The organism is Allomesorhizobium aridi (assembly GCF_043769475.1).
Classification (GTDB): domain Bacteria; phylum Pseudomonadota; class Alphaproteobacteria; order Rhizobiales; family Rhizobiaceae; genus Allomesorhizobium.
In genome coordinates, this window is the sequence record NZ_CP171729.1 from 847,428 (window position 1) to 871,401 (window position 23,974).

General features: G+C 64.6%; 15 protein-coding genes and 2 pseudogenes. 10 read left to right on the top strand and 7 right to left on the bottom strand.

Annotation, left to right across the window (positions count from 1 at the left end; genetic code table 11):
• Window positions 1–70: 70 nt before the first annotated feature.
• A complete protein-coding gene (locus ACG873_RS06130; RefSeq protein ID WP_394890914.1) occupies window positions 71–1,237 on the bottom strand; it encodes an adenylate/guanylate cyclase domain-containing protein in 1,167 nt (388 codons plus the stop codon).
• Window positions 1,238–1,380: 143 nt separating this feature from the next.
• Here ACG873_RS06130 and ACG873_RS06135 point away from each other — a divergent pair, with 143 nt between their 5' ends.
• The 5 genes from ACG873_RS06135 to ACG873_RS06155 all read left to right on the top strand — a co-directional run bounded on the left by ACG873_RS06135 (window position 1,381) and on the right by ACG873_RS06155 (window position 8,707).
• On the top strand, window positions 1,381–2,919 hold the full coding sequence (locus ACG873_RS06135) for a Do family serine endopeptidase (RefSeq protein WP_394890915.1): 1,539 nt from the start codon (window positions 1,381–1,383) through the stop codon (window positions 2,917–2,919).
• Between the two features lie 190 nt (window positions 2,920–3,109).
• Entirely contained in the window at window positions 3,110–3,784 is a 675-nt protein-coding gene (locus ACG873_RS06140; protein WP_394893379.1) for a response regulator transcription factor, read from the top strand.
• Window positions 3,785–3,787: 3 nt separating this feature from the next.
• The gene (locus ACG873_RS06145; protein WP_394890916.1) at window positions 3,788–5,227 is read left to right on the top strand and encodes a sensor histidine kinase; all 1,440 of its coding nucleotides are present in this window, start codon (window positions 3,788–3,790) and stop codon (window positions 5,225–5,227) included.
• Entirely contained in the window at window positions 5,224–8,190 is a 2,967-nt protein-coding gene (locus tag ACG873_RS06150; protein WP_394890917.1) for a bifunctional [glutamine synthetase] adenylyltransferase/[glutamine synthetase]-adenylyl-L-tyrosine phosphorylase, read from the top strand. The genes ACG873_RS06145 and ACG873_RS06150 overlap by 4 nt, the downstream gene beginning before the upstream one ends.
• A 67-nt stretch (window positions 8,191–8,257) precedes the next feature.
• The gene (locus tag ACG873_RS06155; RefSeq protein WP_394890918.1) at window positions 8,258–8,707 is read left to right on the top strand and encodes an EF-hand domain-containing protein; all 450 of its coding nucleotides are present in this window, start codon (window positions 8,258–8,260) and stop codon (window positions 8,705–8,707) included.
• Window positions 8,708–8,759: 52 nt separating this feature from the next.
• Here the strand turns inward: ACG873_RS06155 and ACG873_RS06160 are convergent, their stop codons facing one another.
• Window positions 8,760–11,084, bottom strand: a complete 2,325-nt coding sequence (locus tag ACG873_RS06160; protein WP_394890919.1) for a PAS domain-containing sensor histidine kinase — start codon at window positions 11,082–11,084, stop codon at window positions 8,760–8,762.
• Between the two features lie 138 nt (window positions 11,085–11,222).
• The gene (gene pepN, locus ACG873_RS06165) at window positions 11,223–13,868 is read right to left on the bottom strand and encodes an aminopeptidase N (RefSeq protein ID WP_394890920.1); all 2,646 of its coding nucleotides are present in this window, start codon (window positions 13,866–13,868) and stop codon (window positions 11,223–11,225) included.
• A gap of 155 nt (window positions 13,869–14,023) precedes the next feature.
• Between pepN and ACG873_RS06170 the strand changes: the two genes are divergently transcribed.
• Window positions 14,024–16,330, top strand: a complete 2,307-nt coding sequence (locus ACG873_RS06170; protein ID WP_394890921.1) for a xanthine dehydrogenase family protein molybdopterin-binding subunit — start codon at window positions 14,024–14,026, stop codon at window positions 16,328–16,330.
• 77 nt (window positions 16,331–16,407) lie between these two features.
• Window positions 16,408–17,274, top strand: a complete 867-nt coding sequence (locus ACG873_RS06175; protein ID WP_394893381.1) for a DMT family transporter — start codon at window positions 16,408–16,410, stop codon at window positions 17,272–17,274.
• Between the two features lie 12 nt (window positions 17,275–17,286).
• On the opposite strand, the pseudogene ACG873_RS06180 reads toward ACG873_RS06175, so the two are convergent.
• Window positions 17,287–18,055, bottom strand: a pseudogene (locus ACG873_RS06180) (helix-turn-helix domain-containing protein).
• A gap of 177 nt (window positions 18,056–18,232) precedes the next feature.
• On the opposite strand from ACG873_RS06180, the gene ACG873_RS06185 reads away from it, so the two are divergent.
• Entirely contained in the window at window positions 18,233–18,640 is a 408-nt protein-coding gene (locus ACG873_RS06185) for a hypothetical protein (protein WP_394890922.1), read from the top strand.
• On the opposite strand, the pseudogene ACG873_RS06190 reads toward ACG873_RS06185, so the two are convergent.
• Both ACG873_RS06190 and ACG873_RS06195 read right to left on the bottom strand, forming a co-directional pair.
• Window positions 18,632–19,523: pseudogene (locus ACG873_RS06190) on the bottom strand (uracil-DNA glycosylase). The gene ACG873_RS06185 and the pseudogene ACG873_RS06190 overlap by 9 nt on opposite strands.
• 35 nt (window positions 19,524–19,558) lie before the next feature.
• Window positions 19,559–20,092: a hypothetical protein gene (locus ACG873_RS06195; RefSeq protein WP_394890923.1), complete on the bottom strand. Its 534-nt coding sequence runs from the start codon at window positions 20,090–20,092 to the stop codon at window positions 19,559–19,561.
• A gap of 392 nt (window positions 20,093–20,484) precedes the next feature.
• Here ACG873_RS06195 and ACG873_RS06200 point away from each other — a divergent pair, with 392 nt between their 5' ends.
• Both ACG873_RS06200 and ACG873_RS06205 read left to right on the top strand, forming a co-directional pair.
• Entirely contained in the window at window positions 20,485–22,167 is a 1,683-nt protein-coding gene (locus ACG873_RS06200; RefSeq protein ID WP_394890924.1) for an electron transfer flavoprotein-ubiquinone oxidoreductase, read from the top strand.
• A gap of 81 nt (window positions 22,168–22,248) precedes the next feature.
• Window positions 22,249–22,830 carry a DUF922 domain-containing protein gene (locus ACG873_RS06205; protein ID WP_394890925.1) on the top strand — a complete coding sequence of 194 codons (582 nt, stop codon included), beginning with the start codon at window positions 22,249–22,251 and terminating at the stop codon, window positions 22,828–22,830.
• Window positions 22,831–22,926: 96 nt separating this feature from the next.
• Here ACG873_RS06205 and ACG873_RS06210 read toward each other — a convergent pair whose 3' ends face one another.
• Entirely contained in the window at window positions 22,927–23,931 is a 1,005-nt protein-coding gene (locus ACG873_RS06210) for an endonuclease/exonuclease/phosphatase family protein (RefSeq protein ID WP_394890926.1), read from the bottom strand.
• Window positions 23,932–23,974 lie beyond the last annotated feature (43 nt).

Genomic DNA, 23,974 nt, shown 5'->3' on the forward strand with positions numbered 1-23,974 from the left:
GATCATAGCGAATGTCGATAAACCCATGTTGGCAGCAAGTCGGATGGGCAGATGAATCACTGGGAGTCAGTTACCGGTCGACTGCCCTTATCTCAAACACCGCCTGCGGGTCGGCAAATCCCTTTAGCGTATGCCGGCCAAGATCGCGGATCATGCCCGGTGGCAGCACCGAGGCGACTTCTTTCGAGCAGACGGCCTTCTTGTCGAGCAGCTTGGCCGCGGTTTCGAGGCGGCTGAGATAGTTCACGGTCGGGCCGACGACGGTAAAGTCAAGGCGATCGAGGCTGCCGATATTGCCGTAGACGACGGAGCCGACATGTACTGCGGCGACGAAGGGTTTTTCCGAAACGGCTGGCTGTCCAAAGGCTCGGATGATGCTGCGGGCGGCACGCATGCATGCCTCCTCGCGGTCGTGCTCCTCGGCCGAGAAGACGGAAAGCACCCCGTCGCCGATAAATTTCAGCACATCGCCGCCCTCTGAACGCACTGCGTCAACGACGACCTCGAAGTAGCTTCCCAGGCTGTCCAGCAGATCTCCCGGCGGCAACCGTTCCGATAGCCCGGTGAAATCGCGCAGATCGGTGACCAGCACCGCCGCTTCGATCTCCGTCGTCTCCCCGCGCCGGAAAGCGCCTTTGCCGATGCGGTCGGCGGGACCGGTGCCAAGATAGACCTCGAGCAGGCTCGCCATCGAGTGACGCATGGCGGCTGGCTCAAGCGCGGCGGCGATCGCCGGCGCGAGCCCTTCGATCAGGGCCAGGTCGCGTTCGGAAAAACCCCCGGGGCGGTCCGTGGTGAAGGAACCGCCCTGGACCGAACCGTCGCCATACTCGATGGGCAGGACCAGATAGTCGGTCCCGCCCGCCGCGGCTTGCTCGAGAAGGACTATGTGATCACGGCCTTCTTCAAGGCGTTCCAGTCGGCTGCGGAAGCTCTGCCGGGTTTCGTTGATCCATTCGAACGGGCTGCCGCGATAGGAGGGCGTCGCCAGCATGCTGCGCGGGACCGTGTAGCGCTCGGCCCCCTTGCCGCGTGTCCATATCACGCCCCAGGCGCTCGTCATGGGATTGGCGACCCGCTGGCCGATGCGCACGCGCAACAACGGGACGCCGGCCGCAGCAAGCCGGTCGATCAGTCCCGTGACGATGTCCCCGGGGCTGAGGCTCAGCCGCGCCGGGCCGATCAGCCAGAACGCGATGTCGGCCTGAACCGCCGCAATGTCTTCCGTTTCAGCCAATTGTCTTCATCCTGCGACCGCCCTCGACATTACCAAAAATTCATCCCTCGGAAATGGCGCGGTAATGTGCCGCTCCTTATCTCTTTTGCCAGTGATGCCGCTCCCCGGCATCCCGGAATCCGCAGAAGAGGACACGAGATACGATGAATAGTTCACAAAATCCCGTTTCAGGCACCCGCAAGCGGCTTCTGGCCGCCGTCGCCTCGGTGGCGATTGCCGGGGCAGTCGGCATAGGCGCAGTCGCGTCCGGCTCGGCGCCGGTACTCGCCGAGGCAGTGCGCGTCGAAGCCCCAACCCAAGCGCCCGGTTTTGCCGACGTCGTCGAGCGCGTTTCGCCGGCGGTCGTGGGCGTTCAGGTAAAGGCCAAGTTCGAACCTGCCGCCGAAAGAGGCGGAGAACTCTTCCAGGGGCCGGAAGGCTTCGAAGACCTGCCAGACGACCACCCGCTGAAGCGGTTTTTCCGTGAGTTCCGCGGCGACCGTGACCAGGATCGCGGCCGACGCTTCGAACGTCGGGGCGGCCGCGGGCAGGCTCGCCCGATGGCGCAGGGCTCCGGCTTCTTCATCTCCGAGGACGGCTACCTGGTCACCAACAACCATGTGGTCCAGGGCGGCTCCGAGTTGGTCGTCGTGATGGACAATGGCGACGAACTCGACGCCAAGCTGGTCGGCACCGATCCGCGTACCGACCTCGCGGTCCTCAAGGTCGAGGAAAACGGCCGCAAGTTCACCTATGTCGATTTCGCCGATGATGCGAAGGTCCGCGTCGGCGACTGGGTTGTTGCAGTCGGCAATCCGTTCGGCCTTGGCGGCACCGTCACGGCGGGCATTGTCTCGGCCCGCGGCCGCGACATCGGCGCAGGTCCGTACGACGACTTCATCCAGATCGACGCGGCGGTGAACCGCGGTAATTCCGGCGGACCCGCCTTCAATCTGAACGGCGAGGTCGTCGGCATCAACACCGCCATCTTCTCGCCCTCGGGCGGCAATGTCGGCATCGCCTTCGCTATCCCCGCTTCGACCGCGAAGCTGGTGGTCGGCGAGCTGATGAAGGACGGCAGCGTCTCCCGCGGCTGGCTCGGCGTTCAGATCCAGCCGGTGACCGATGAGATCGGCGAATCGCTTGGCCTGGCCAATGCCAAGGGCGCGCTGGTGTCCGAAGCCCAGCCCGACGGCCCGGCAAAGGATGCCGGCATCGTCGCCGGCGACGTGATCACCAAGGTCGACGGCAAGGACGTTGCTTCGCCGCGCGAACTCGCCCGCCTCATAGCCGGTTACGAGCCTGGCAAGACCGTCGACGTCACTGTGTGGCGCAACGGCAAGAACGAGACCGTGAAGCTCCAACTCGGCGAATTGCCGGGTGAGGAACAGCAGGCGTCGATCGATCCGCAGGCTCCGGCCCAGGAGACCGGCACGCTTGCCGATCTCGGCCTGACCGTCACCACCGCGGATGACGGCAAGGGCCTCGTCGTCACCGATGTCGATCCCGACAGCGACGCGGCGGAGCGCGGCATCCAGGCGGGCGACGTCATCACCTCCGTCAATTCGGCGGCAGTGAACGGCCCCGACGATGTCGCCAAGGCGATGCAGGACGCGGCCAAGGCCGGCCGCAAGTCGGTCCTGGTGCAGGTATCGCGCGAGGACAGCAACCTGTTCGTCGCACTGCCCGTCGCCAAGAGCTGATGGACTTTCCGGCGCGCGCGGTCTCAACACCCCCGAGCCGCCGCGCCGGTAAGGATGGAACCGGTCAGTATCCTCGTTCTCAGTACCGGCTCCAGCGGCAGCAGGCTCCCATCGCCCGCTGCCGTGTCTCTTGGAGACGATGATGAAGATCGCAAACGCAGCCGATGACGATTTTGCTTATAGTGACCGAATGAAGATTCTGGTCATCGAAGACGACCGCGAGGCGGCCGACTATCTGCAGAAGGCGCTGGCCGAGGCCGGCCATACCGCGCATGTCGCCGGAGACGGCGAAACCGGCTTTGCGCTTGCCGACACCGGCGACTACGACGTGATGATCGTGGACCGCATGATGCCGAGGCGCGACGGGCTCTCCGTGATCGCGGGGCTGAGGTCGCGCGGCAACACGACGCCGGTGCTGATCCTGTCGGCGCTGGGCGAGGTCGACGACCGCGTGACGGGTCTCCGGGCCGGCGGCGACGACTATCTGACCAAACCTTATGCGTTCACCGAACTCCTGGCGCGCGTCGAGGTTCTATATCGTCGGGCGAGCTTCAAGGAGGCCGAAACCGTCTATCGCATTGGCGATCTCGAACTTGACCGGCTGTCGCATACGGTGCGCCGCGGCGGGCGCGAGATTGCGCTGCAGCCGCGCGAATTCAAGCTGCTCGAATATCTGATGCGCCACGCCGGCCAGGTCGTGACGCGGACCATGCTGCTCGAAAATGTCTGGGATTATCATTTCGATCCGCAGACCAACGTGATCGACGTCCACGTCTCGCGATTGCGGGGCAAGATCGAGAAGGGCTTCGACAGCCCGATCCTGCACACGGTGCGGGGCGCCGGCTACATGCTCAAGGCTGCCTGACCGATGGCGCTGCCGACGGTCATGAAGACGACGGCGGCACGCCTGTCGGCGATGTACCTGCTGCTGTTCACGATCTGCGCGGTGCTTCTGGTCTTCTACATGACCTCGCTTTCCGTGCGCATGCTGACGGCGCAGACGCAGGAGACCATCAACGAGGAAGTCCAGGGCCTCGGCCGCGCCTACCAGCGCGGCGGCCTGCCGCTCCTGGTGCGGACGATCGAGCGGCGCGCGCGCCAGCCGGGCGCCAACCTCTATCTGATCGCCGACGCCAACGGCCGCATCCTTTCCGGCAATGTCGAAAGTCTCGAGCCCGGCGTGCTCGAGGTCGAAGGCTGGACCGAGAGCCCCTTTGCCTACGAGCGTTTCGGCGAAAGCAATCCGGAACGCCGCACGGGAACCGGGCAGGAGCAGGCCGGCGGGCGCAGCGAGACACATGAAGCCATAGCGCTCGTGCTGCGCCTGCCGAACCAGATGATCGTGCTGGTCGGACGCGATCTCGGCGAGCCCGAACGCTTCCGCATCGTCGTGCGCCGGGCGTTGATGGTGGCGCTCGGCATGATGGCTCTGGGCGGTCTGCTGATCTGGTATTTCGTCGGACGCCGCGCCCTGAAGCGCATCGACAACGTTTCCAAGGCTTCGCGCCGCATCATGGGCGGCGATCTCTCCGGCCGGCTGCCGGTGACCGGCGCCGGAGACGAATTCGACCGGCTTTCCGAGAACCTCAACGCGATGCTGGCCAGGATCGCCAATCTGAACGAGGGGCTGAAGCAGGTTTCCGACAACATCGCGCACGACCTGAAAACGCCGCTGACGCGGCTCAGGAACCGCGCAGAAGCGGCGCTGTCGGGCAAGGCCAAGACCGCGGAGTACCGCGAAGCGCTGGAAAGCACGATCGCCGAATCCGACCAGCTGATCAAAACCTTCAACGCCATACTGATGATCTCGCGGTTGGAGGCCGGCTATTCGGCCGAATCCGTATCGAAGGTCGACCTTGCGGACGCGGTGCGCGACGTGGTCGAACTCTACGAGCCGGCGGCCGAGGAGGTCGGCGTGACGCTGGAGACCGCGGTTTCGGGCGAGTTCGTGATCGAAGGCAACCGCGAACTGATCGGCCAGGCGCTTTCCAACGTCGTCGACAACGCGATCAAATATTCAGCGGGCGCGACGGAGAAGCCGACCGTGCGCGTCACGCTCGAAAAGATCGCGGGCGAGGTCCGGCTCCGCGTGACCGACAACGGCCCGGGCATCGCCGACGAGGCTGACCGGCAGCGGGCGACGGAACGCTTCGTGCGCCTCGAGCACAGCCGGACGCAGCCCGGCTCCGGGCTGGGCCTGAGCCTCGCCAAGGCTGTCATGACGTTCCATGGCGGGCGGCTTGATCTTTTACCCGCCGATCCGGGATTATCCGTCGTGATGAGTTTCCCGAGCGGAGCGAACAGATGACGGCTGGTGCGGCGGCGAAGGCAGGGGCGGCGGAACTGCTGATCAGGCCGACGCAGGCTCTGAAGCCGCTCGACAAGGCCGGTGGGCGGCGCGAACTCTCCGAGATCGCCGATGCCGCAGGCGAGGCTGGTCTTCAGCGGCTCGCGGTATTTCTGGCCGGCAAGGGAGCGCAGCAGGACCTGCTTGCCGCCGTGCTCGACCTCTCCGTCTTCATGCGCGACTGCGCCCGCCGCCGGCCGGAGATTCTCGATGCGCTTTTCGATCAACCCGTCGAGGAGCGGCTTGCCGCGATCCGCGCCGCAATAGCGCAATCCGCGCGGGCGGAATCGGTGTCGGAAAAGAGCCTGATGATGGATCTGCGCCGGCTGAAGCTGGAGGCGCATTTCCTGATCGCGCTGGCCGAACTGGCCGGCGAGGGCGATACCGAGACGACGGTCGGCAGGTTGAGCGATCTCGCCGACGCCTGCACCACCGCCGCGGCGGATTTCCTGCTTCGCGAGGCGCATTTCCAGGGCAAGCTGAAACTGCCCGATCCCGACCGTCCGGCCGAAGGCTCGGGCTGGATCCTGCTCGGCATGGGCAAGCTCGGCGCGCACGAACTCAATTTTTCTTCGGATATCGACCTGATCGTCTTCTTCGACCCTGAAGCGCCGGCGATCATCGATTCGTACGAGGCATCCGAACTCTTCGCCCGGCTGACGCGCCGGCTGGTGCGCATCCTCCAGGACCGCACGGAGCACGGCTATGTCTTCCGGACCGATCTGCGCCTGCGCCCCGATCCGGGTTCGACCCCGCTCGCGATTCCGGTTCGGGCGGCGCTCAACTATTATGAGAGCCGCGGCCAGAACTGGGAACGCGCGGCCATGATCAAGGCGCGGCCGGTGGCGGGCGACCTCGCGGCGGGCGCCAGCTTCCTGCGCGAACTCCAGCCCTATGTCTGGCGCAAATACATGGATTTCGCCGCCATCGCCGACGTCCATTCGATCAAGCGCCAGATCCACGCCCATCGGGGGCACGGCGAGATCGCCGTGAAGGGTCACAACGTCAAACTCGGGCGCGGCGGCATTCGCGAGATCGAGTTCTTCGTGCAGACACAGCAACTGATAGCGGGCGGCCGCTTTCCGGAACTGCGCGGCCGCCAGACCGTGCCGATGCTGGGCGAGCTGGCGGCGCGCGGCTGGATCACCGCCGAGGCGCGCGACGCTCTGATCAGCCAGTACTGGTTCCTGCGGCGGGTCGAGCATGCCCTCCAGATGGTCGCCGACGAGCAGACGCACATCCTGCCGGACGACGACGAGGGGCTGGAGCGGATCGCCCATATGCTGGGTTTCGCGGACTCGGATGCATTTTCGGCGCGCTTTCGTGCCTCCCTGCACGAGGTCGAACGCCACTATGCGGCTCTGTTCGAGACCGCGCCGGAACTCTCCTCCGGCATCGGCAATCTCGTGTTCACCGGCGACGTCGACGATCCCGACACGCTGCAGACGTTGCACCGCCTGGGTTTCCAGCGGCCGAGCGACATCTGCCGTGTTATCCGCACCTGGCATTTCGGACGCTACCGCGCCACGCAATCGGCCGAGGCGCGCGAAAGGCTGACGGAATTGACGCCCGCGCTGCTCGAGGCGTTCGGCTCCACGAAGCGCGCCGACGAGGCGTTGATGCGCTTCGACGAATTCCTGGCCGGCCTGCCGGCGGGCATCCAGTTGTTTTCGCTGCTGCAATCCAACCCGGCGCTGCTGCAGCTTCTGGCGACCATCATGGGCGCCGCGCCGCGGCTTGCCGTCATCATCACCCGCCGTCCACACGTCTTCGACGGGCTGCTCGATCCGGCGCTTCTGGCGGAACTGCCCAACAAGGCCTATCTGGCCGGCCGGCTTTCGGCCTTTCTCGAAGGGGTGAAAGTCCACGAGGAAGTGCTCGACCGGCTGCGCATTTTCGCCGCCGAACAGAAGTTCCTGATCGGCGTGCGCCTGCTTGCAGGCTCTATCGACGCGTCACGTGCCGGCAAGGCGTTTTCCGATCTCGCCGATCTCACGATCGGGGCAGCCCTCGACGCGGTGATCGTCGAGTTCGCGCGGCGTCACGGCAGGATCGCGGGGGGCAAGGCGGCGATCCTGGGCATGGGTAAGCTCGGCAGCCGGGAACTGACGGCCGGCTCGGATGTCGATCTCATCCTGCTCTACGATCACGATGACGACGCGGAGGAATCGGACGGCGAAAAGCCGCTCGCGCCCTCGCATTATTTCGCGCGCATGACGCAGCGTCTGATCGCCGCAGTTTCCGCTCCGACGGCCGAAGGCGTGCTCTACGAACTCGACCTGCGCCTGCGGCCCTCCGGCAACAAGGGACCGGTCGCGACCCACATAGATGCTTTCAGGAAATATCAGCGCGAGAACGCCTGGACCTGGGAACATTTGGCGCTGACGCGGGCGAGGGCAGTCGCCGGCGATCCATCGCTCTGTCTCGAAGCCGAGATCGAGGTAGCGGCGGTGCTGGACCTGCCGCGCGACCGAGCCAAGATCACCATGGATGCGCTGGAGATGCGCAAGCTGCTCGAGGAGGAAAAGCCGCCGCGCGACCAGTGGGACATCAAGCTGATCCCCGGCGGGCTGATCGACCTCGAATTCATCGCGCAGTTCGCCGTGCTGACGCATCAGGTTGAATCGGGAAGCCGCACGACGGGCACCGCGGAGATACTGTCGCGGCTTGCTCCGGAATTCGCGGATCAGCAGACGAGGCAGGATCTTTGCGAGGCCTACGCGCTCTACCTCGCGCTGACGCAGATGATGCGGCTCTGCCTGACCGGCCCATTCGACCGCAACGACGTGCCGCCGGGTCTGTCGGACCTGATGCTGCGCGCGACAGACCTGCCAGAATTCGGCGTGCTTGAAGCCCACGTCAACGAGACGGCGCAAAAGGTGCGAAGCCATTTCGACCTTTTGCTTCGAGCGAAACGGAAATGAAGGCGATGGGAAGCCCGACAATCCGTTTCGAACCGCATCGGGGGTGACGATGCAACAGGAGAAGACCATGAAGAAATCGACCAAACTTGCGATCGCGTTTCTCGCGCTTGCCGGAACCGCGGGTTCCGTCGCCGTTGCCGCGGATGGCCAGGGCCGTCGCGGCGGCATGGGTCAACGCGGCATGCACTTCGAACAGACCGATGCCGACAAAAGCGGCGACGTCACCTTCGAGGAGTTCGCGGCGGCTATGAAGGCCCGCATCGGCACCGCCGACGCCAATGGCGACGGCAAGATGACGGTGGCCGAAATCGCCTCCGAGATCGAGCGTATGCGAGCAGAACGCCGGGCGCAACGCATCGTCGAGCGCTTCGACAAGGACGGCGACGGCATGCTTACGCTCGCGGAAATCGAGGCACGTCAGAAGAAGATGTTCGCCCTGATGGACCGCAACGACGACGGCAAGGTGGTCAAGGAGGAGATGCCGGACCGCATGCATGGGCGCAGAGGCCGCCACTAGCCTAAGCAATAGCGCCGGCGGGGGAATCCTCGCCGGCGTCCGCCGAAGCGCTTCAGGCGGCGGCTTTGGTCGCCGCCGAGCCCTTGCGGACGGGGATGCGCACCGACACGATGGTGCCGACGCCTTCGGTCGAGCGTATCTTCAGCGCGCCGCCATGCAGTTCGGCGAGCGACCTGGAAATCGCGAGGCCGAGGCCGGAGCCGGCATGGCTTTTGGAGAACTGGTTCTGCACCTGCTCGAACGGACGGCCGAGTTTGCCCAGCGCGTCCCTGGGAATGCCGCAGCCGGTGTCTTCGATGGTCAGCATCAGCGCGCCGGAGACGTTGCGCGCCCTGACCGAGATATGGCCGCCCTGGCCGGTGAATTTCACCGCGTTCGACAAAAGGTTGATGACGATCTGCTTGATCGCTCGGCGGTCGGCGACAAGCCGCATCGACTCGGCGATCTGCGTCTCGACCGCGATCGACTTTTCCGCCGCCTGTAGAGAGACCACGCGCACGGTTTCGCGAATCAGCGGGCAGAGGTCGATCTCCTCGCGCTCCATCGAGAACTGCCCCGCCTCGATCTTCGACATGTCGAGAATGTCGTTGATGACGCCGAGCAGGTATTTGCCGCTGTTGGCGATGTCGCTGGCATATTCCTCATAGCGATCGGAGCCGAGCGGTCCGAAAAGGCCGGACTCCATCAGTTCCGAAAAGCCGATGATGGCGTTGAGCGGCGTGCGCAGCTCATGCGACATGTTGGCCAGGAATTCGGACTTGGCGCGGTTCGCGGCTTCGGCGCGCTCGGTTTCGCGCATGTATTTGCGGTTGAGCTCGACCAGTTCGCGCCCCCGCTCTTCCTCGGCGCGCCGCGCCAGGCTGAGATCGTGGATAGTGGCCATCAACCGCCGCTCGCTATCGACCAGCTTTTCCTGATGTTGCTTGATGAGCGTGATGTCGGAGCCAACCGAGACCGTGCCACCGTCGCGCGTCTTCAATTCGTTGACCTGAAGCCAGCGTCCGTCGGCCAGCTGCCGCTCAAAGGTCGCGCCGCCACCGGGGCCGTTGGCGTTGGCCAGCCGCCGCTCCGATGCGAAGGCGATCATCCGCTCTTCCAGCGCCTGGCGCGAGATTCCCGGCACGACGTCGCGGTCCGACAGGCCGTTATCCTGCTGGTACTTGCTGTTACACATGACGAGGCGCTGCTGCGAATCCCACAGAACGAAGGATTCGTTGATGTTTTCGATCGCGGTCCGCAAGCGCATGTCGGCGGCTTCGGAGCGCAGCGCCAGATGCCGTTGCTCGGTGACATCGACGGCGATGCCGATCAACTGGATTTCGGGCGCTTCCGGATCGATCACCTGCGCCCGCGCGCGCACCCAGACCCAGCGGCCGTCGGCATGGCGCATGCGGAACACCTGGTCGATATGGTCGATCTCGCGCGCCACGATGCGGTTGGCGAGTTGGAACAGGTCGCCGTCATCCGCATGGATAATGTCGTCGACCTCGCCGAAGGACAGCATGGTGTCGCAGGGCTTGTAGCCGAGCATGTCGTACATGGAGCGCGACCAGTACATCTTGCCGCGCACCATGTCCCAGTCCCACAGGCCGCAGCGGCCGCGCACCAGCGCCAGGTCGATGCGCTGATGCGCCTCGAGATAGATGCGGTCGGCTGCCTGGGCGCGGGCGGCCTGCGTGAAATAGGCGTAGAGAATGATGATCAGCACGCCGGCGGTCAGCACGAACAGCGTGACGTTCAGCGACACCGTCTTGCGCCATTCGGCAAAGACCGCGTCGCGCGGGATCATCGCCGCGGCAGCGCCCTTTCGGTCCTCCGTCAGGTTGACTGCGGCGTACCAGTCGCGGCCGTCGATGCGCACTTCCATGATCCCGGCGCGCTCGCCGAACATGAACAGCGGCTGGCCGCCGGTCATGATGGCGTCCAGCATCTTGCCTTCCCAGTCGGTCGATTCAGGGGTGACGGCGACGATCCTGAACGCCTCGTCGGTCAGCGCCAGAACGTGCCGGCTGCCCATCGCGCCGTGCTGGACGGTGCGTTCCAGCAGATCGCGGCTTGCTGTGTCGTCGAGTTCGCCGCCCGCCGCCGACACCATCATCGAGTTGACGAGTTCGCCGGCTGCCAGGCTTAGGATGGCCTTGGCGTTGCGCTCGACCTCGTCCTGCCAGGCTATCAGCGAAAGAAAGCGCGCGGCTGCAACGACGAGCAGGAAGATGACGATCAGGGCGGGAATGGACCGACGCAACAGAGGCTCCGCGGCGAGAAGCCGCCTGTAGGCAGGTTCGGCGATGATGCGGGCATTGCCGGCAAGGGTGTTACCCTTGCGCCGGACAAAATCAGTGCCGCCGGGCGCGCCCCACGCGTCCGTCTTCGCCATGGACTGGCTCCCCAAGACTTTTTTCATTGACGATCCGGCAACGCCGCACATCCGAATCTGCCCTAAAGAATCAGAGGTGATTCGGCTTGTCCAGTGGCGAGGGCAAAAGAATTGCGCCTGATCGCCCTAGAAGGGCGGTCAGGCCAGCGTCCGCTCGATGATGTCGCGAAGATCGGCCGAGAGGTTTGGCGTCGAGGAGATCGCCAGCAGCGCCTCGCGCGCCTTGGCCTGGCGCACCGGTTCGAGCGAGCGCCAAGACCGGAGCGCGGTGGCAAGTCGCGCCGCGACCTGCGGATTGCGCTTCTCGACCGCCAGCACGGTCTCGACGAAAAGCTGGTATCCCGCGCCGTCGGGGCGGTGGAAGCCGGTCTGGTTGGCGCTGACGAAAGTGCCGACCAGCGAGCGTACCCGGTTGGGATTTGTCATCGAGAAACCGGGATGCTTCATCAGCGCCCTGACCGCGTCGACCGTGCCATGTCCCGGCGTCGCCGCCTGGATCTGGAACCATTTGTCCATGACCAGCGGATCGGCCCGGTATTTCCGTTCGAAGGCGGCAAGCGCCTCGCGGGCTTCGGCCGAACCGGCGTGGCGGTGCGCGAGCGCGGTGAGCGCCGCCGCCCGGTCGGTCATGTTGGTGGCGCTGGCGAAGTGGGCAGCGGCAAGCGCCGCGCCGCCTTCGAGCGCCGATAGATAGTCCAAAAGCGCATTGCGCAGCGCCCGCCGCCCCGCACTTGCCGCGTCAGGGTTGAACGGACCCGTGCCGTCCAACTGACCATAGAGCGCCGAAAACTGGCCGCGATTGGCTTTGGCGATCGTGGCCGTCAGGGCTTCGCGCCCGGCGTAGATCGCGTCGGGATCGATGTTGGCGCTGATCTCGCGCGCAATGTCGGCTTCGCCCGGCAGGGTCAGCGCGAGCGCGCGAAAGGCATGCTCCAGCGCCTCGTCGCCGGCAATCGTTCCGGCGAGTTCGGCCAACCCTTCCGAGAATTCAGGCTGCTTGCCGCCGAGATTGCTGCGGAACGCCGCGATCAGCGCTTCGCTGAGCAGGGTATTGAATGCCTGCCAGCGCGAGAACGCGTCGCTGTCATGCCGGGCGAGGAAGAACTGGTCCTCCGCCCGCTGCTCGACCGACAGCGTGATCGGCGCGGAAAAGCCGCGGTTGAGCGAAACCGCCGGGCGCTCGGAGACGCCGGAAAACTTCACGACATGACGCCGCTTGCGGATATGGACGACGCCGCCCTCGACGCTCGCGCCTTCCGCACTTCCATAGGCAAGGTCCTTGCCGTCCGGCCCGACGAGGCCGAAGGCCAGCGGAATGTGCATCAGGCGCTTGCGGCTTTCCGACGGCGTCGGCGGCACCGACTGCTCGATCTCCAGCGTGAATTCCGCTGATGCCGGATTGTGCGAGGTGGTGACGGCGAGATTGGGCGTGCCGGCCTGGTGGTACCAGAGCGCGAACTGCGAGAGGTCGCGGCCCGACACATCCTCGAACACCTTCAGGAAGTCCTCGATCGTCGCGGCCTCGCCATCATGGCGCTCGAAGTAGAGGTCCATGCCCTTGCGGAACAGCTTTGCCCCGAGAATGGTGCGGATCATGCGCACGACCTCGGAGCCCTTTTCGTAGACGGTGGCCGTGTAGAAATTGTTGATCTCGCGGTAGCGGCGCGGGCGCACCGGATGCGCGAGCGGCCCCTGGTCCTCGGGAAACTGATGTGCCCTGAGCGTCCGCACCTCGGCGATGCGCTTGACGGCGCGCGAGCGCTGGTCGGCCGAGAATTCATGGTCGCGGTAAACCGTCAGCCCTTCCTTAAGGCAAAGCTGGAACCAATCGCGGCAAGTGATTCTGTTGCCTGTCCAATTGTGGAAATATTCATGGGCGATGATCGCCTCGATATTGGCGAAATCGGCGTCGGTGGCGGTCTCTTCGTCGGCCAGGACATATTTGTCGTTGAAGACGTTGAGCCCCTTGTTTTCCATGGCTCCCATGTTGAAATCCGACACCGCGACGATGTTGAAGACGTCGAGGTCGTATTCCAGCCCGAACACCTCCTCGTCCCAGCGCATCGACCGCTTCAGCGCGTCCATGGCGTAGGCTGCGAGCCGCTCCTTGCCGTGCTCGACATAGATGCCGAGTTCCACATTGCGGCCCGAAGCGGTGACGAACGTATCGCGCACGATGCCGAGATCGCCGGCCACCAGAGCAAAAAGATAGGACGGCTTTGGGAAGGGATCGCGCCAGACGGCGTAATGCCGGCCGTCGCCGAGATCGCCGCTTTCCGCGAGGTTGCCGTTGGATAGGAGCAGCGGCGCTTCCTCGCGATGCGCCTCGATACGGACTGTATAGACCGAGAGGATGTCCGGGCGGTCGAGGAAATAAGTGATGCGGCGGAAACCCTCGGCTTCGCATTGCGTGCAATAGACGCGGTTGGAGCGGTAGAGGCCCATCAGCGCCTGGTTCTTCGACGGCGCAATCTCGGTCTCGATCAGCAACTGGAACCGCGGCTCCGATGGCGGGACCGGTATTATCAGCCTGTCCGGCGTCGCCCCGTAGTCGGAAGCCGTCAGCGACCGGCCGTCGATCGCGATGCCGGTAAGCACGAGACCGTCGCCATCGAGAACCAGCGCCGCGCCCTTGTCGACGCCGGCCCGGCGCTCGATGGTCAGTTCGGCGACGACGACCGTCATGTCCGGCGAAAGCCTGAAGGTCAGCTTCGTCTGCGGGATAAGATAATCGCTGGGACGGTAGTCTTCGAGCCGGAAAACCTGGCCGGTGTCTGTGCGCATTTCAGTACTTTCCTGTCGAATTCCGGCAGTTCGAGGGCTGGGCGGCTGGTCCAATAAAATGAGGGTGGTGCTCTTTACACGAAAGACCCACTCGACAAAACTGCCATCGAGCCTATTTGAGGCTGGCATTTTCCAACCATCCTTATGGGGCCTTCATGACCGTCGTCACGCCGAAATTCGGGATGGGCGCTTCCGTCCTGCGTCTGGAAGATCAGGCATTCATCACCGGCCAGGGCCGCTATACCGACGATATCGCGCCTGCAGGCGTCCTGCACGGCTATGTGCTGCGCTCGCCCGTCGCCAAGGGAACTTTCAGTATCGGCTCGATCGAGGCAGCGAAAGCGGCGCCGGGCGTGCATCTGGTTCTGACAGGGCAGGATGTCGCGCATCTCGGCGCTTTGCGTTCCGGCGCCATGCAGAAACAGCCGGACGGCAGCAGGGCGCCTACGCGCGACATTCCCATCCTCTGCCGGGAACGGGTGAATTATGTCGGCGATGCCGTCGCCTTCGTGGTCGCCGACAGCCGCGCGCTGGCACAGGACGCCGCCGAACTCATCGAGATCGACTATGAGGGCGAGGAAGCGGCAAGCGGGACGGCGGCCGCACTCGACCCCGAAACACAGCTGGTGTGGCCGGAATTCGGCTCGAACCGCGCCTTCACCTATCATTTCGGCGACCGCGCCAAGGCCGAGGCGGCCTTTGCCCGCGCGGCGAGCGTCACCCGCATCGAATTCGTCAACAACCGGCTCGTCTGCAACTACATGGAGGCGCGCTCGGCGATCGGCGAGTGGAAAGCGGACGAAGATCGCTTTGTGCTGACCACCGGTTCGCAGGGCGTGCATTCGATGCAAACCATCATCGCCAAGCAGGTGCTGAAGATCGCGCCGGAAAAGCTGCGCGTCATCACCCCCGACGTCGGCGGTGGGTTCGGTCCCAAGACCTTCGTCTATCGGGAATATCCGCTGGTGCTGGAAGCTGCCAAGCGGCTCGGCCGCCCGGTCAAATGGGCCGGCGACCGGACCGAGCATTTCCTGACAGATGCCCAGGGGCGCGACAATGTCGTGACCGCCGAAATGGCTATGGACGGCGATGGCCGCTTCCTGGCTCTGCGCGTCGATCTCGTCGCCAATATCGGCGCCTATGTTTCCCAATACGGCCCGTTCATCCCCTATGTCGGCGCGACCATGTCGACCGGCGTCTACGACATCCAGGCGCTCGATGTGTCGATTGCCGGCGTATACACCAACACCTGCCCGGTCGACGCCTATCGCGGCGCTGGGCGGCCCGAGGCGGCGTTCCTGCTGGAAAAGCTGGTGGATGCTTGTGCGCGCGACCTCGGTGTCGGCCCCGACGAAATCCGCCGCCGCAATTTCATCCGGCCTGACCAGTTTCCCTACCGCACCCAGACCGACAGGCTCTATGACGTCGGCGAGTTCGAAGGACATATGCGGCAGGCCATGGAGCGGGCCGGCTGGGAAAGTTTTGACCAGAGGCTCGCGGCGTCGAAGGCCGCCGGAAAAATCCGCGGCATTGGCATGGCGACCTATATCGAGGCTTGCGCCTTCGCGGGCTCCGAGCCGGCGCATCTCGAACTGAATGGAGACGGCACGGTGACTCTGCTGATCGGCACCCAGACCAATGGGCAGGGCCACGCCACCGCCTACGCGCAGTTCGTCGCCGAAAAGCTCAACATCGACATTTCGAAGGTGAAGATGCACCAAGGCGACACCGACCGGCTCGCCACCGGCGGAGGCACCGGCGGCTCGCGCTCAATCCCGCTGGGCGGCGTTTCGGCGGCTCGCGCCGGCGAGGACCTTGCGGAGAAGATCCGCAGGATCGCCGCCGATGAACTCGAGGCTTCGGCGGCCGACATCGAACTGGTCGACGGATCGGCCCGCATCGTCGGAACCGACAGCGCGATCAGCTTCGCGGACGTGGCCAAGGCTGCCAAGCAGCCCGAGGACCTGACGGGGTTCGGTGAGTTCGTGCAGGACGAGGCGACCTATCCGAACGGCACGCATATTTGCGAAGTCGAGATCGACCCTGACACCGGGCAGACGGAGATTGTCGGCTACACCATCGTCGACGATTTCGGCGCGACGGTGAACCCGATCCTGCTGGCGGGCCAGGTGCATGGCGGCGTGGTGCAGGGCATCGGCCAGGCGCTGAGCGAGGACACGGTCTACTCCGAGGACGGGCAGCTCCTGACCGCGAGCTTCATGGACTATGCAATGCCGCGCGCCGACAATTTTCCGTTCTTCCATTTCGAGACGCGCAACGTGCCCTCCACCACCAACGCGCTCGGCATAAAGGGTGCCGGCGAGGCCGGAACGATCGGCGCCGCCCCCGCTGCAATCAACGCGGTGACGGACGCGCTTCATCGCGCCTACGGCATAGGCCATATCGATATGCCGGCGACGCCGCACCGCATCTGGTCGGCCATTCAGGCGGCGGAGAAGTGACGCCCGGTTCGACAGGGCAGAGCAGTCCGCTTACAGGCATTGCGTTCAAGGTCGCCTCCGTGGCGATTTTCGTGGCGATGTCGGCGCTGATCAAGGCTGCGGGGCAGCTTCCCGCCGGTCAGATCGTCTTCTTCCGCTCCTTCTTTGCGATGCTGCCGATCCTGGTCTTTCTCGCCTGGCGCGGCGATTTGTTGACCGCGTTCCACACCACGCGGCCCATGAGCCATGTCGCGCGCGGACTTGTCGGCGTTGCAGCCATGGGGTTGAGCTTCTTTGCGCTGACGCGCCTGCCGCTGCCCGAGGCGATCACGCTGAACTATGCCCAGCCGCTGCTGGTGGTCGTCATGGGCGCACTCTTCCTCGGCGAGATCGTGCGGGCCTATCGCTGGAGCGCGGTGGTGGTCGGGCTGATCGGCGTCTGTATCGTCTCCTGGCCACAGATGACGCTGTTCCGCGCCGGCCCAGCGATGGCGGACCAGCAAATGCTCGGCGTCATCGCTGCACTTGCGGGGGCCGCCATGTCGGCGGGCGCCATGCTGCTCGTGCGGAACCTCGTCCATACGGAAAAGACCGGCACTATCGTGCTGTGGTTCTCGCTGACGGCGAGCGTCATTTCGCTTTTGACCTTGCCGTTCGGCTGGGATGGGCTTTCCGCGACACAGTCGGCGCTGCTGATCTCGGCCGGCATCTGCGGCGGCATCGCGCAATTGCTGATGACGGAAGCCTACCGGCACGCAAATGTGTCGACGGTCGCGCCGTTCGAATACACCTCGATGATCCTTGCCATTGCAGTCGGCTATTTCGCCTTCGGCGATATCCCGACCGTCCACATGCTGGTCGGCGGCACCATCGTGGTGGCCGCGGGGCTTTTCATCATCTGGCGCGAGCACCAGCTTGGATTGAAGCGCGGTGCGGCGCGAAAGGTCACTCCGCCGCAAGGGTGAGGAGCGATCGATTTACTTCCCGGCGAGGCTGCGCAGCGCCGCTCCGGTCTCCTCGTCCGCCGGAAAGAAGGATCTCGATCGCCAGTTCCGAAAGCGTCACGTCGAGCGGCGTGCCGAACACGGTGATGGTGCTGATGAAGGACAGAACCGCGCCGCCCTGCCTGATGCGCAGCGGGTGCGCGATCGCCATCGGGTCCGGTTGCGGCGGGCGGCCGGTTCGCGGCGCGCCGGGATAGGACAGAAGCTCTTTTTCAAGTTCGGCCAGCACCGGATCGGCGACGGCGTCGTTCTGGCGCTTCAGCCGCTCAATCAGATGCGCGCGCCATTCGTTGAGATTGACGATGCGCGGAGCTAGCCCGCCAGGATGGAGGCTGAGCCGCAGCACGTTGACGGGCGGCGCAAGCAGCGACTGGTCCCCTATGTCCTCCAGGAATGGGCCGATCGAGGCGTTGCCGGCGATCAGGTTCCAGTGGCGGTCGACGGCAATGGCTGGATACGGTTCGTGGCCCTTGAGCACCAGGTTGACGGCCGCCATCGCCGGCGCGAGCGACGGGTCGTCGAGCCGCCTTTCGTTGAAGCTCGGCGCGAAGCCAGCGGCCAGCAGCAGCTGGTTGCGTTCGCGCAGCGGGATGTCCAGCTGCTCGGCGAGGTGCAGCACCATGTCGCGCGAGGGCGCGGCGCGGCCGCTTTCCACAAAGCTCAGATGCCGCTGCGAAATTTCGGCTTCCGAAGCGAGATCGAGTTGGCTCATGCGGCGGCGGGTCCGCCATTCGCGCAGCATGGCGCCGACGGGGGAGGCGGGGGTGAGGGTGGAGGCTGTCATCGTCATGCTGCGAGACTAGCCCGATGCGCGAGGCATTCCTATTACCTCCCGCATAATCGCCAAGGTGCGGCGAACGCGGCAATCTCCACCCATGGCCGCAGCGACGGCCGGACACGAGACAACAGGAGTTTTGCCATGACCGTCACCACCATGACCCCCTTCCTCCGCAACATTCTGGCAGCCGACGCAGCCGTCAGCGGCGCGGCCGCCATCCTGATGATTGTCGGCGCGCCCTATCTGTCGCCGTTCCTCGGCCTGCCGTCGGGGCTGTTGTTCTGGGCAGGCGTTACGCTGGTTCCGTTCCTGGCGCTGCTTCTCGTCACGCTGCGCCGGCAATCCGCGCCGCGGCTGATCCTGATCGACATCATCGGCATAAATGCGCTCTGGGTCGCGGCAAGCTTCGGCCTGCTGTTCAGCGGGCTCGTCTCGCCGAATATTCTCGGCATCGCCTTCGTGGCCGCGCAGGCATTGGCCGTGGCGGTGCTGGCCGAGCTTCAGTTCGTCGGCATGCGTCGGGCGACGAGTGCGGCGGCCTCAGCCTAACTCCTTCAGCCGCGCCTTCACTTCGAGGAAATCCCGCCATGCAAGTTTCTTGTGGGCGGGATTTCTCAACAGATAGGCCGGGTGAAGAGTGGGCATGGTCGGGATAGCGATGCCGGAAGCCGTCACATGCGAGCGCCAGTTGCCGCGCAGCCGCAGTATGCCGTCGGCCGTATTGAGCAGGAGCTTTGCCGACGGCCCGCCGAGCGTGATCAGCAGTTTGGGACCGGCGAGTTCGATCTGCCGCTCTATGAACGGGCGGCAGATTTCCGTTTCGTGCGGTGTCGGCGTGCGGTTGCCGGGCGGCCGCCAGGGGATGACGTTGGCGATGTAGACGGAGGTTCGATCCAGGCCGATCGCCGCAAGTATCCGGTCGAGCAATTGGCCGGAGCGGCCGACGAAGGGAAGCCCCTCGACATCCTCGTCGCGCCCTGGCGCCTCGCCAACCAGCATGACTGCCGCGTCCGGATTGCCATCGGCAAAGACGGTGCTCTTGGCGGTGAATTTGAGATTGCAGCCTTCGAACCGGTTCAGATGCTCGCGCAACTCGTCAAGCGTGGCCGACTTCGCGGCGAGTTCGCGCGCCAGCGCCGCCTGCGCGCCGTCAGGCACGGCGGCTTTTGGTTGGCCGATCTCCGCTCTTGTGGGGAGGGTGGCGGCGAAGCCGCCGGATGGGATTGCTGCGGCAGAGATCGAGGTTTCTTTGCGCCCGGGACTTCCTTGACCAACCCCCTCTGGCTGCTTCGCAGGCTTCTCCCCGTCAGGGGGAGATTGGCGCAAGCCTGTTCACCGGCTCTTCGACCAGCGCTTCGTATGCGCCGGCTTCGGCGTAGAAGGCGAGCAGGTCACGCAGGTCCGGGGGCTGGTTTCGGGCGGCCGAGGTCATGGCGCACATTCCTCCGCAGGCCATGCGAATGCAAGTCACGAGGACGGGATGCGCGGATCCTGCACCAGATAAAATTGCCGCTTGGGCGTGAAGTCGGTGATCAGGAAGCCGAACACGGCCGTCCGGCACGGGTCGATCTTGCCGTTGCGAAACAGTAGCTTGTCGTATGGTTCGAAATCGCGGCTGAACTCGATGAAGCTGTCCGAGGAAATGTTGGACTTGTCGGTGGTTCTCTGGTCGAAGGACAGGCCGTCTCCGAACACGCTTGCCTGCCCGAGCAGTTCCTGGAGTTCGAACTCGAATTCCACCCAGCCCTGTTCGCTGCCGTTCAGCACTTCGATGCGCAGGTGCAGGATGCCGTTGGCGTAGTAGATCGGCGACTCGAACGGCCGAATCGGACGCGTCGTCCGGATCACCAGCGTTACCGGCGTCGCCGAAAGCAATTCCTGGGAGACGACGATCGGGTCTGCCTTCGTTCCCATGCCCCTGACGCCGATAATGTGAAAACCGCCGAGTTCGTCGGAGAACGAATAGGCGCCGGCGAGCCAGAGCCCATCGTCTCCCACCATCTGGGCCTGGACCCCGGCCGAAGCGAACAGGCAAAACAGCGCTACGACGCTTCCAAGCAAATGCGATACGCTGCCGCGTCCGGGACGCAGGCATTGCAGAATGCATCGGAAGACCCTTGCGCACCGCATGCAGCAAGTATGAAGGAAAATTCAGCCGGCGAACACATCAATTCGGTTGAATTGGCCAATGCAGCAGCCGCCAAATTGACGTTTACGTGCACGTTAGATATGGCTGGCTGTGGCGTTGCGCGCGGCGTAAACTATGACAGGTGCGCCCGTTTCGCGTCGCTTGCGGATAGGCTATTGAGCGCCATTGCCAGCAAGATGCCTGGGTGGCGGCAAGCCTGGAAAGCAGGCGCGCGATTCGGGAAGCAGCCAGCCCGGAGGAATTGATGAGCGAGATCGAACGCGAGAGCATGGAATTCGACGTGGTCGTCGTCGGCGCGGGGCCGGCCGGCCTCGCCGCGGCGATCCGCCTGAAGCAGGTCAATCCCGAGCTTTCGGTCGTGGTGCTGGAAAAAGGCGCCGAGGTCGGCGCTCATATCCTTTCCGGCGCGGTGGTCGATCCGATCGGCATCGACCGCCTGCTGCCCGGCTGGCGCGACGAGGAAGGCCACCCGTTCAGGACGCCGGTCACCGACGACCAGTTCCTCGTGCTTGGCAAGGCCGGATCGCTCCGCCTGCCGAATTTCGCCATGCCGCCGCTGATGAACAATCACGGCAACTTCATCGTCTCGCTGGGCAATGTCTGCCGCTGGCTCGCCGGACATGCCGAGGCGCTGGGCGTGGAGATATATCCCGGCTTTGCCGCCGCAAGCCTGGTCTACAATGATGCCGGCGCCGTCACCGGCGTCATCACCGGCGACATGGGCGTCGAGCGCGACGGCACGCACGGACCGGGCTTCGCCCCCGGCATGGCGCTGCTCGGCAAATATGTGCTGATCGGCGAGGGTGCGCGCGGTTCGCTGGCCAAGGAACTGATCGCCAAGTACCGGCTGGACGAGGGTCGCCAGCCCGGAAAATACGGCATCGGCCTCAAGGAACTCTGGCAGGTCAAGCCGGAGAACCACAAGCCTGGCCTGGTCCAGCACACATTCGGCTGGCCGCTGGACCTGAAGACGGGCGGCGGATCGTTCCTCTATCACCTCGAGGACAACCAGGTCGCCGTCGGCTTCGTCGTGCACCTGAACTACAAGAACCCTTATCTGAATCCCTTCGAGGAGTTCCAGCGCTTCAAGACCCATCCGGCCATCCGCGGGACGTTCGAGGGCGGCAAGCGCATCTCCTACGGCGCGCGCGCGATCACCGAGGGCGGCTGGCAGTCGGTGCCGAAGCTGTCCTTTCCCGGCGGCGCGTTGATCGGATGTTCGGCCGGCATGGTCAACGTCCCGCGCATCAAGGGTTCGCACAATGCGGTCCTGTCGGGCATGCTCGCGGCCGAACACGCCGCGGCCGCAATCGCAGCCGGGCGGACTAATGACGAGCTGGAAGCTTATGAAAACGCCTGGCGCGACACCGATATCGGCAAGGACCTGAAGAAGGTCCGCAACGTCAAGCCGCTCTGGTCGCGTTTCGGCACCGTCGTTGGCGTCGCGCTCGGCGGCTTCGACATGTGGACCAATACGCTGTTCGGCCTCTCGCTGTTTGGCACGATGAAGCACGGCAAGCCGGACTATGCCACCCTCGAACCGGCCGAGAAGCACAAGAAGATCGACTATCCGAAGCCCGACGGCGTGCTGACCTTCGACAGGCTGTCGTCGGTGTTCCTGTCCAACACCAACCACGAGGAGAACCAGCCGGTCCACCTCCAGGTCAAGGACATGGAACTGCAGAAGCGCTCGGAATATCAGGTTTTCGCGGGGCCCTCGTCACGCTACTGCCCGGCGGCCGTTTATGAATGGGTGGATGCGGACGGCAATTCGATCGCGAGCGATCCCGGGCATGCCAATGCGCGCTTCGTCATCAACGCGCAGAACTGCGTCCACTGCAAGACCTGCGACATCAAGGATCCCAACCAGAACATCAACTGGGTGCCGCCGCAGGGCGGCGAGGGGCCGGTCTATCCCAATATGTGATGTCAGGGGTCGCCGGCGCGGCGAAACCATTGAAAAACCCCCGGCATTGTGGTGTGATTTGCTTCTTGTGGGAGCGAGGGCATGCGGGGGATCTGCATTGCATTGGTGGTGTGCCTGGGCGCTGGCCCGGCGCTGGCGGACGTGAAGACCGTCGTCAGGACCGAAACTTACGCCGTTGCCGGGAAGAGTGGCGAGGAACTGCTGGACGCGATGGACCGCAAAGGGCCGAGACACGGCCTGCGCGCGCGCGCCATGGCGCAGACACGCTACGAGGTGGACTGGAAGATCGACTGGCTTAAATCAGACGGCAAATGCCGCCTGAACTCGGCGGACGCAACGCTGTCGATAGTCTACCGCTATCCCGCACTTGCCGGACCCACTTCGCCAAGGCTCGCGCGGCGCTGGAAGACGTTCATTGCAGGTGTGCGCCGGCACGAGGAAATGCATGGGAAGATCGCCCGCCAGATGGTCGCGGCGATCCACAAGTCCGTGTCGGGGCGGGCTGTCGGGAACGACCGCTACTGCATCAAGTCGCAGAAGAAGATCGAGCGCCTGATAGAAGCGGGCTATGACAAATACGAGGCCAGGCAGGCGCGGTTCGACGACAAGGAACATGCCGAAGGCGGCAATGTCGACCAGCTGCTGGATATGCTGACCAGGTAGCGCCTCAGAGCATCGTGCCGAAAAGTGGATGCCGGTTTTCGGCAAAAACGATGCGAAGAGAACGAGATGCCCGATTCCGAAAACGGGCGGCTTGCTCTAGCTTCGTGTCGGCTGATCGACGGAGACGGTCACCGGGTCGGGCGGGATTTCGCGGCCGCTAAGCCTGATCGAGAATTCGACCAGCACCGGCCGGTGATCCGAACCTGAATCTTCCAGCGTCCGCACCGAATTGACCTGCACGTCGCCCTTCGCGAAAACCTGGTCGATCGGCAGCCCGAACGAGCGGAAACCGTCGGGCAGCCGGCGCGACAGCCAGGTCGCTCCGGGCGAGGGGACCAGCGTCAGTCCGCCCGCTTGCGCCACCTTTTTGACCGCCGCGCTCCACGGCGTAGCGTTCATGTCGCCGGCAAGCAGCGCCGTCTCCGAAAGCTTCGCAAGCCGCGGCGAGACGGCGGCTATGTTTCCTGGTTGTTCAAACGGCCAAGGCCAACCGAGATGCATCGCTGCGACCTCGACCTCGCGCCCGCCGAAATCGATCGAGGCCACGGCAAGCGAGCCGCGACCGTCGCAACTCGGCTCTTTCCCGGCCGAGAAGGGCCGCTTCGACAGGATCGCGGCTCCCCAGAGACGCCCCGGAAACGGGCAAAGGATGCGGTGGGGATAAGCGGCGGAGAGCAGTTCCAGCTTTTCCGCCCACATCGACGACACTTCGTTGAGTGTGATCACGTCCGGCTGGACGCGGCCGATCAGCGACAATATCCGCGCCGGATCGGCATTGTCGAAGCGAACATTCATCTGCAGCAGGCGGTAGACCGCCTGTCCTTCTTGCTTCTGGCCAAATGCCGCGTGCACCTGGCCAAGCCCCGGCAAGCTTATCGAGGCGGATGTGGTCGCGATTGCCGCCAGCGCGAAGGCGAGAGCGGCCACAGCCTCCTTCACCAGCGAAAGTGCGAGGAGCAGCACCGCGCAGGCCGCGATCAGCACCGCGAGATGGATGCGGAAATGCGCGAAGGAATCGAATGCCGGGTGCACGTTTCCGAAGAAGCCGGCAATCAGCGGCAGCGACAGGGCGACGGGCGCCGCCAAGGCCGACAGGGACATTTTGGTTCGCATGTTCGTCGGGTGCATCGCGGCCCTTATCGGC

What these genes read in the sequence shown, in the direction of transcription:
- ACG873_RS06135 (WP_394890915.1), top strand. Translation starts at nt 1,381, where the DNA reads ATGAATAGTTCACAAAATCCCGTTTCAGGCACCCGCAAGCGGCTTCTG.
- ACG873_RS06140 (WP_394893379.1), top strand. Translation starts at nt 3,110, where the DNA reads ATGAAGATTCTGGTCATCGAAGACGACCGCGAGGCGGCCGACTATCTG.
- ACG873_RS06145 (WP_394890916.1), top strand. Translation starts at nt 3,788, where the DNA reads ATGGCGCTGCCGACGGTCATGAAGACGACGGCGGCACGCCTGTCGGCG.
- ACG873_RS06150 (WP_394890917.1), top strand. Translation starts at nt 5,224, where the DNA reads ATGACGGCTGGTGCGGCGGCGAAGGCAGGGGCGGCGGAACTGCTGATC.
- ACG873_RS06155 (WP_394890918.1), top strand. Translation starts at nt 8,258, where the DNA reads ATGAAGAAATCGACCAAACTTGCGATCGCGTTTCTCGCGCTTGCCGGA.
- ACG873_RS06160 (WP_394890919.1), bottom strand. Translation starts at nt 11,084, where the DNA reads ATGGCGAAGACGGACGCGTGGGGCGCGCCCGGCGGCACTGATTTTGTC.
- pepN (WP_394890920.1), bottom strand. Translation starts at nt 13,868, where the DNA reads ATGCGCACAGACACCGGCCAGGTTTTCCGGCTCGAAGACTACCGTCCC.
- ACG873_RS06170 (WP_394890921.1), top strand. Translation starts at nt 14,024, where the DNA reads ATGACCGTCGTCACGCCGAAATTCGGGATGGGCGCTTCCGTCCTGCGT.
- ACG873_RS06175 (WP_394893381.1), top strand. Translation starts at nt 16,408, where the DNA reads ATGTCGGCGCTGATCAAGGCTGCGGGGCAGCTTCCCGCCGGTCAGATC.
- ACG873_RS06185 (WP_394890922.1), top strand. Translation starts at nt 18,233, where the DNA reads ATGACCGTCACCACCATGACCCCCTTCCTCCGCAACATTCTGGCAGCC.
- ACG873_RS06195 (WP_394890923.1), bottom strand. Translation starts at nt 20,092, where the DNA reads ATGGTGGGAGACGATGGGCTCTGGCTCGCCGGCGCCTATTCGTTCTCC.
- ACG873_RS06200 (WP_394890924.1), top strand. Translation starts at nt 20,485, where the DNA reads ATGAGCGAGATCGAACGCGAGAGCATGGAATTCGACGTGGTCGTCGTC.
- ACG873_RS06205 (WP_394890925.1), top strand. Translation starts at nt 22,249, where the DNA reads ATGCGGGGGATCTGCATTGCATTGGTGGTGTGCCTGGGCGCTGGCCCG.
- ACG873_RS06210 (WP_394890926.1), bottom strand. Translation starts at nt 23,931, where the DNA reads ATGTCCCTGTCGGCCTTGGCGGCGCCCGTCGCCCTGTCGCTGCCGCTG.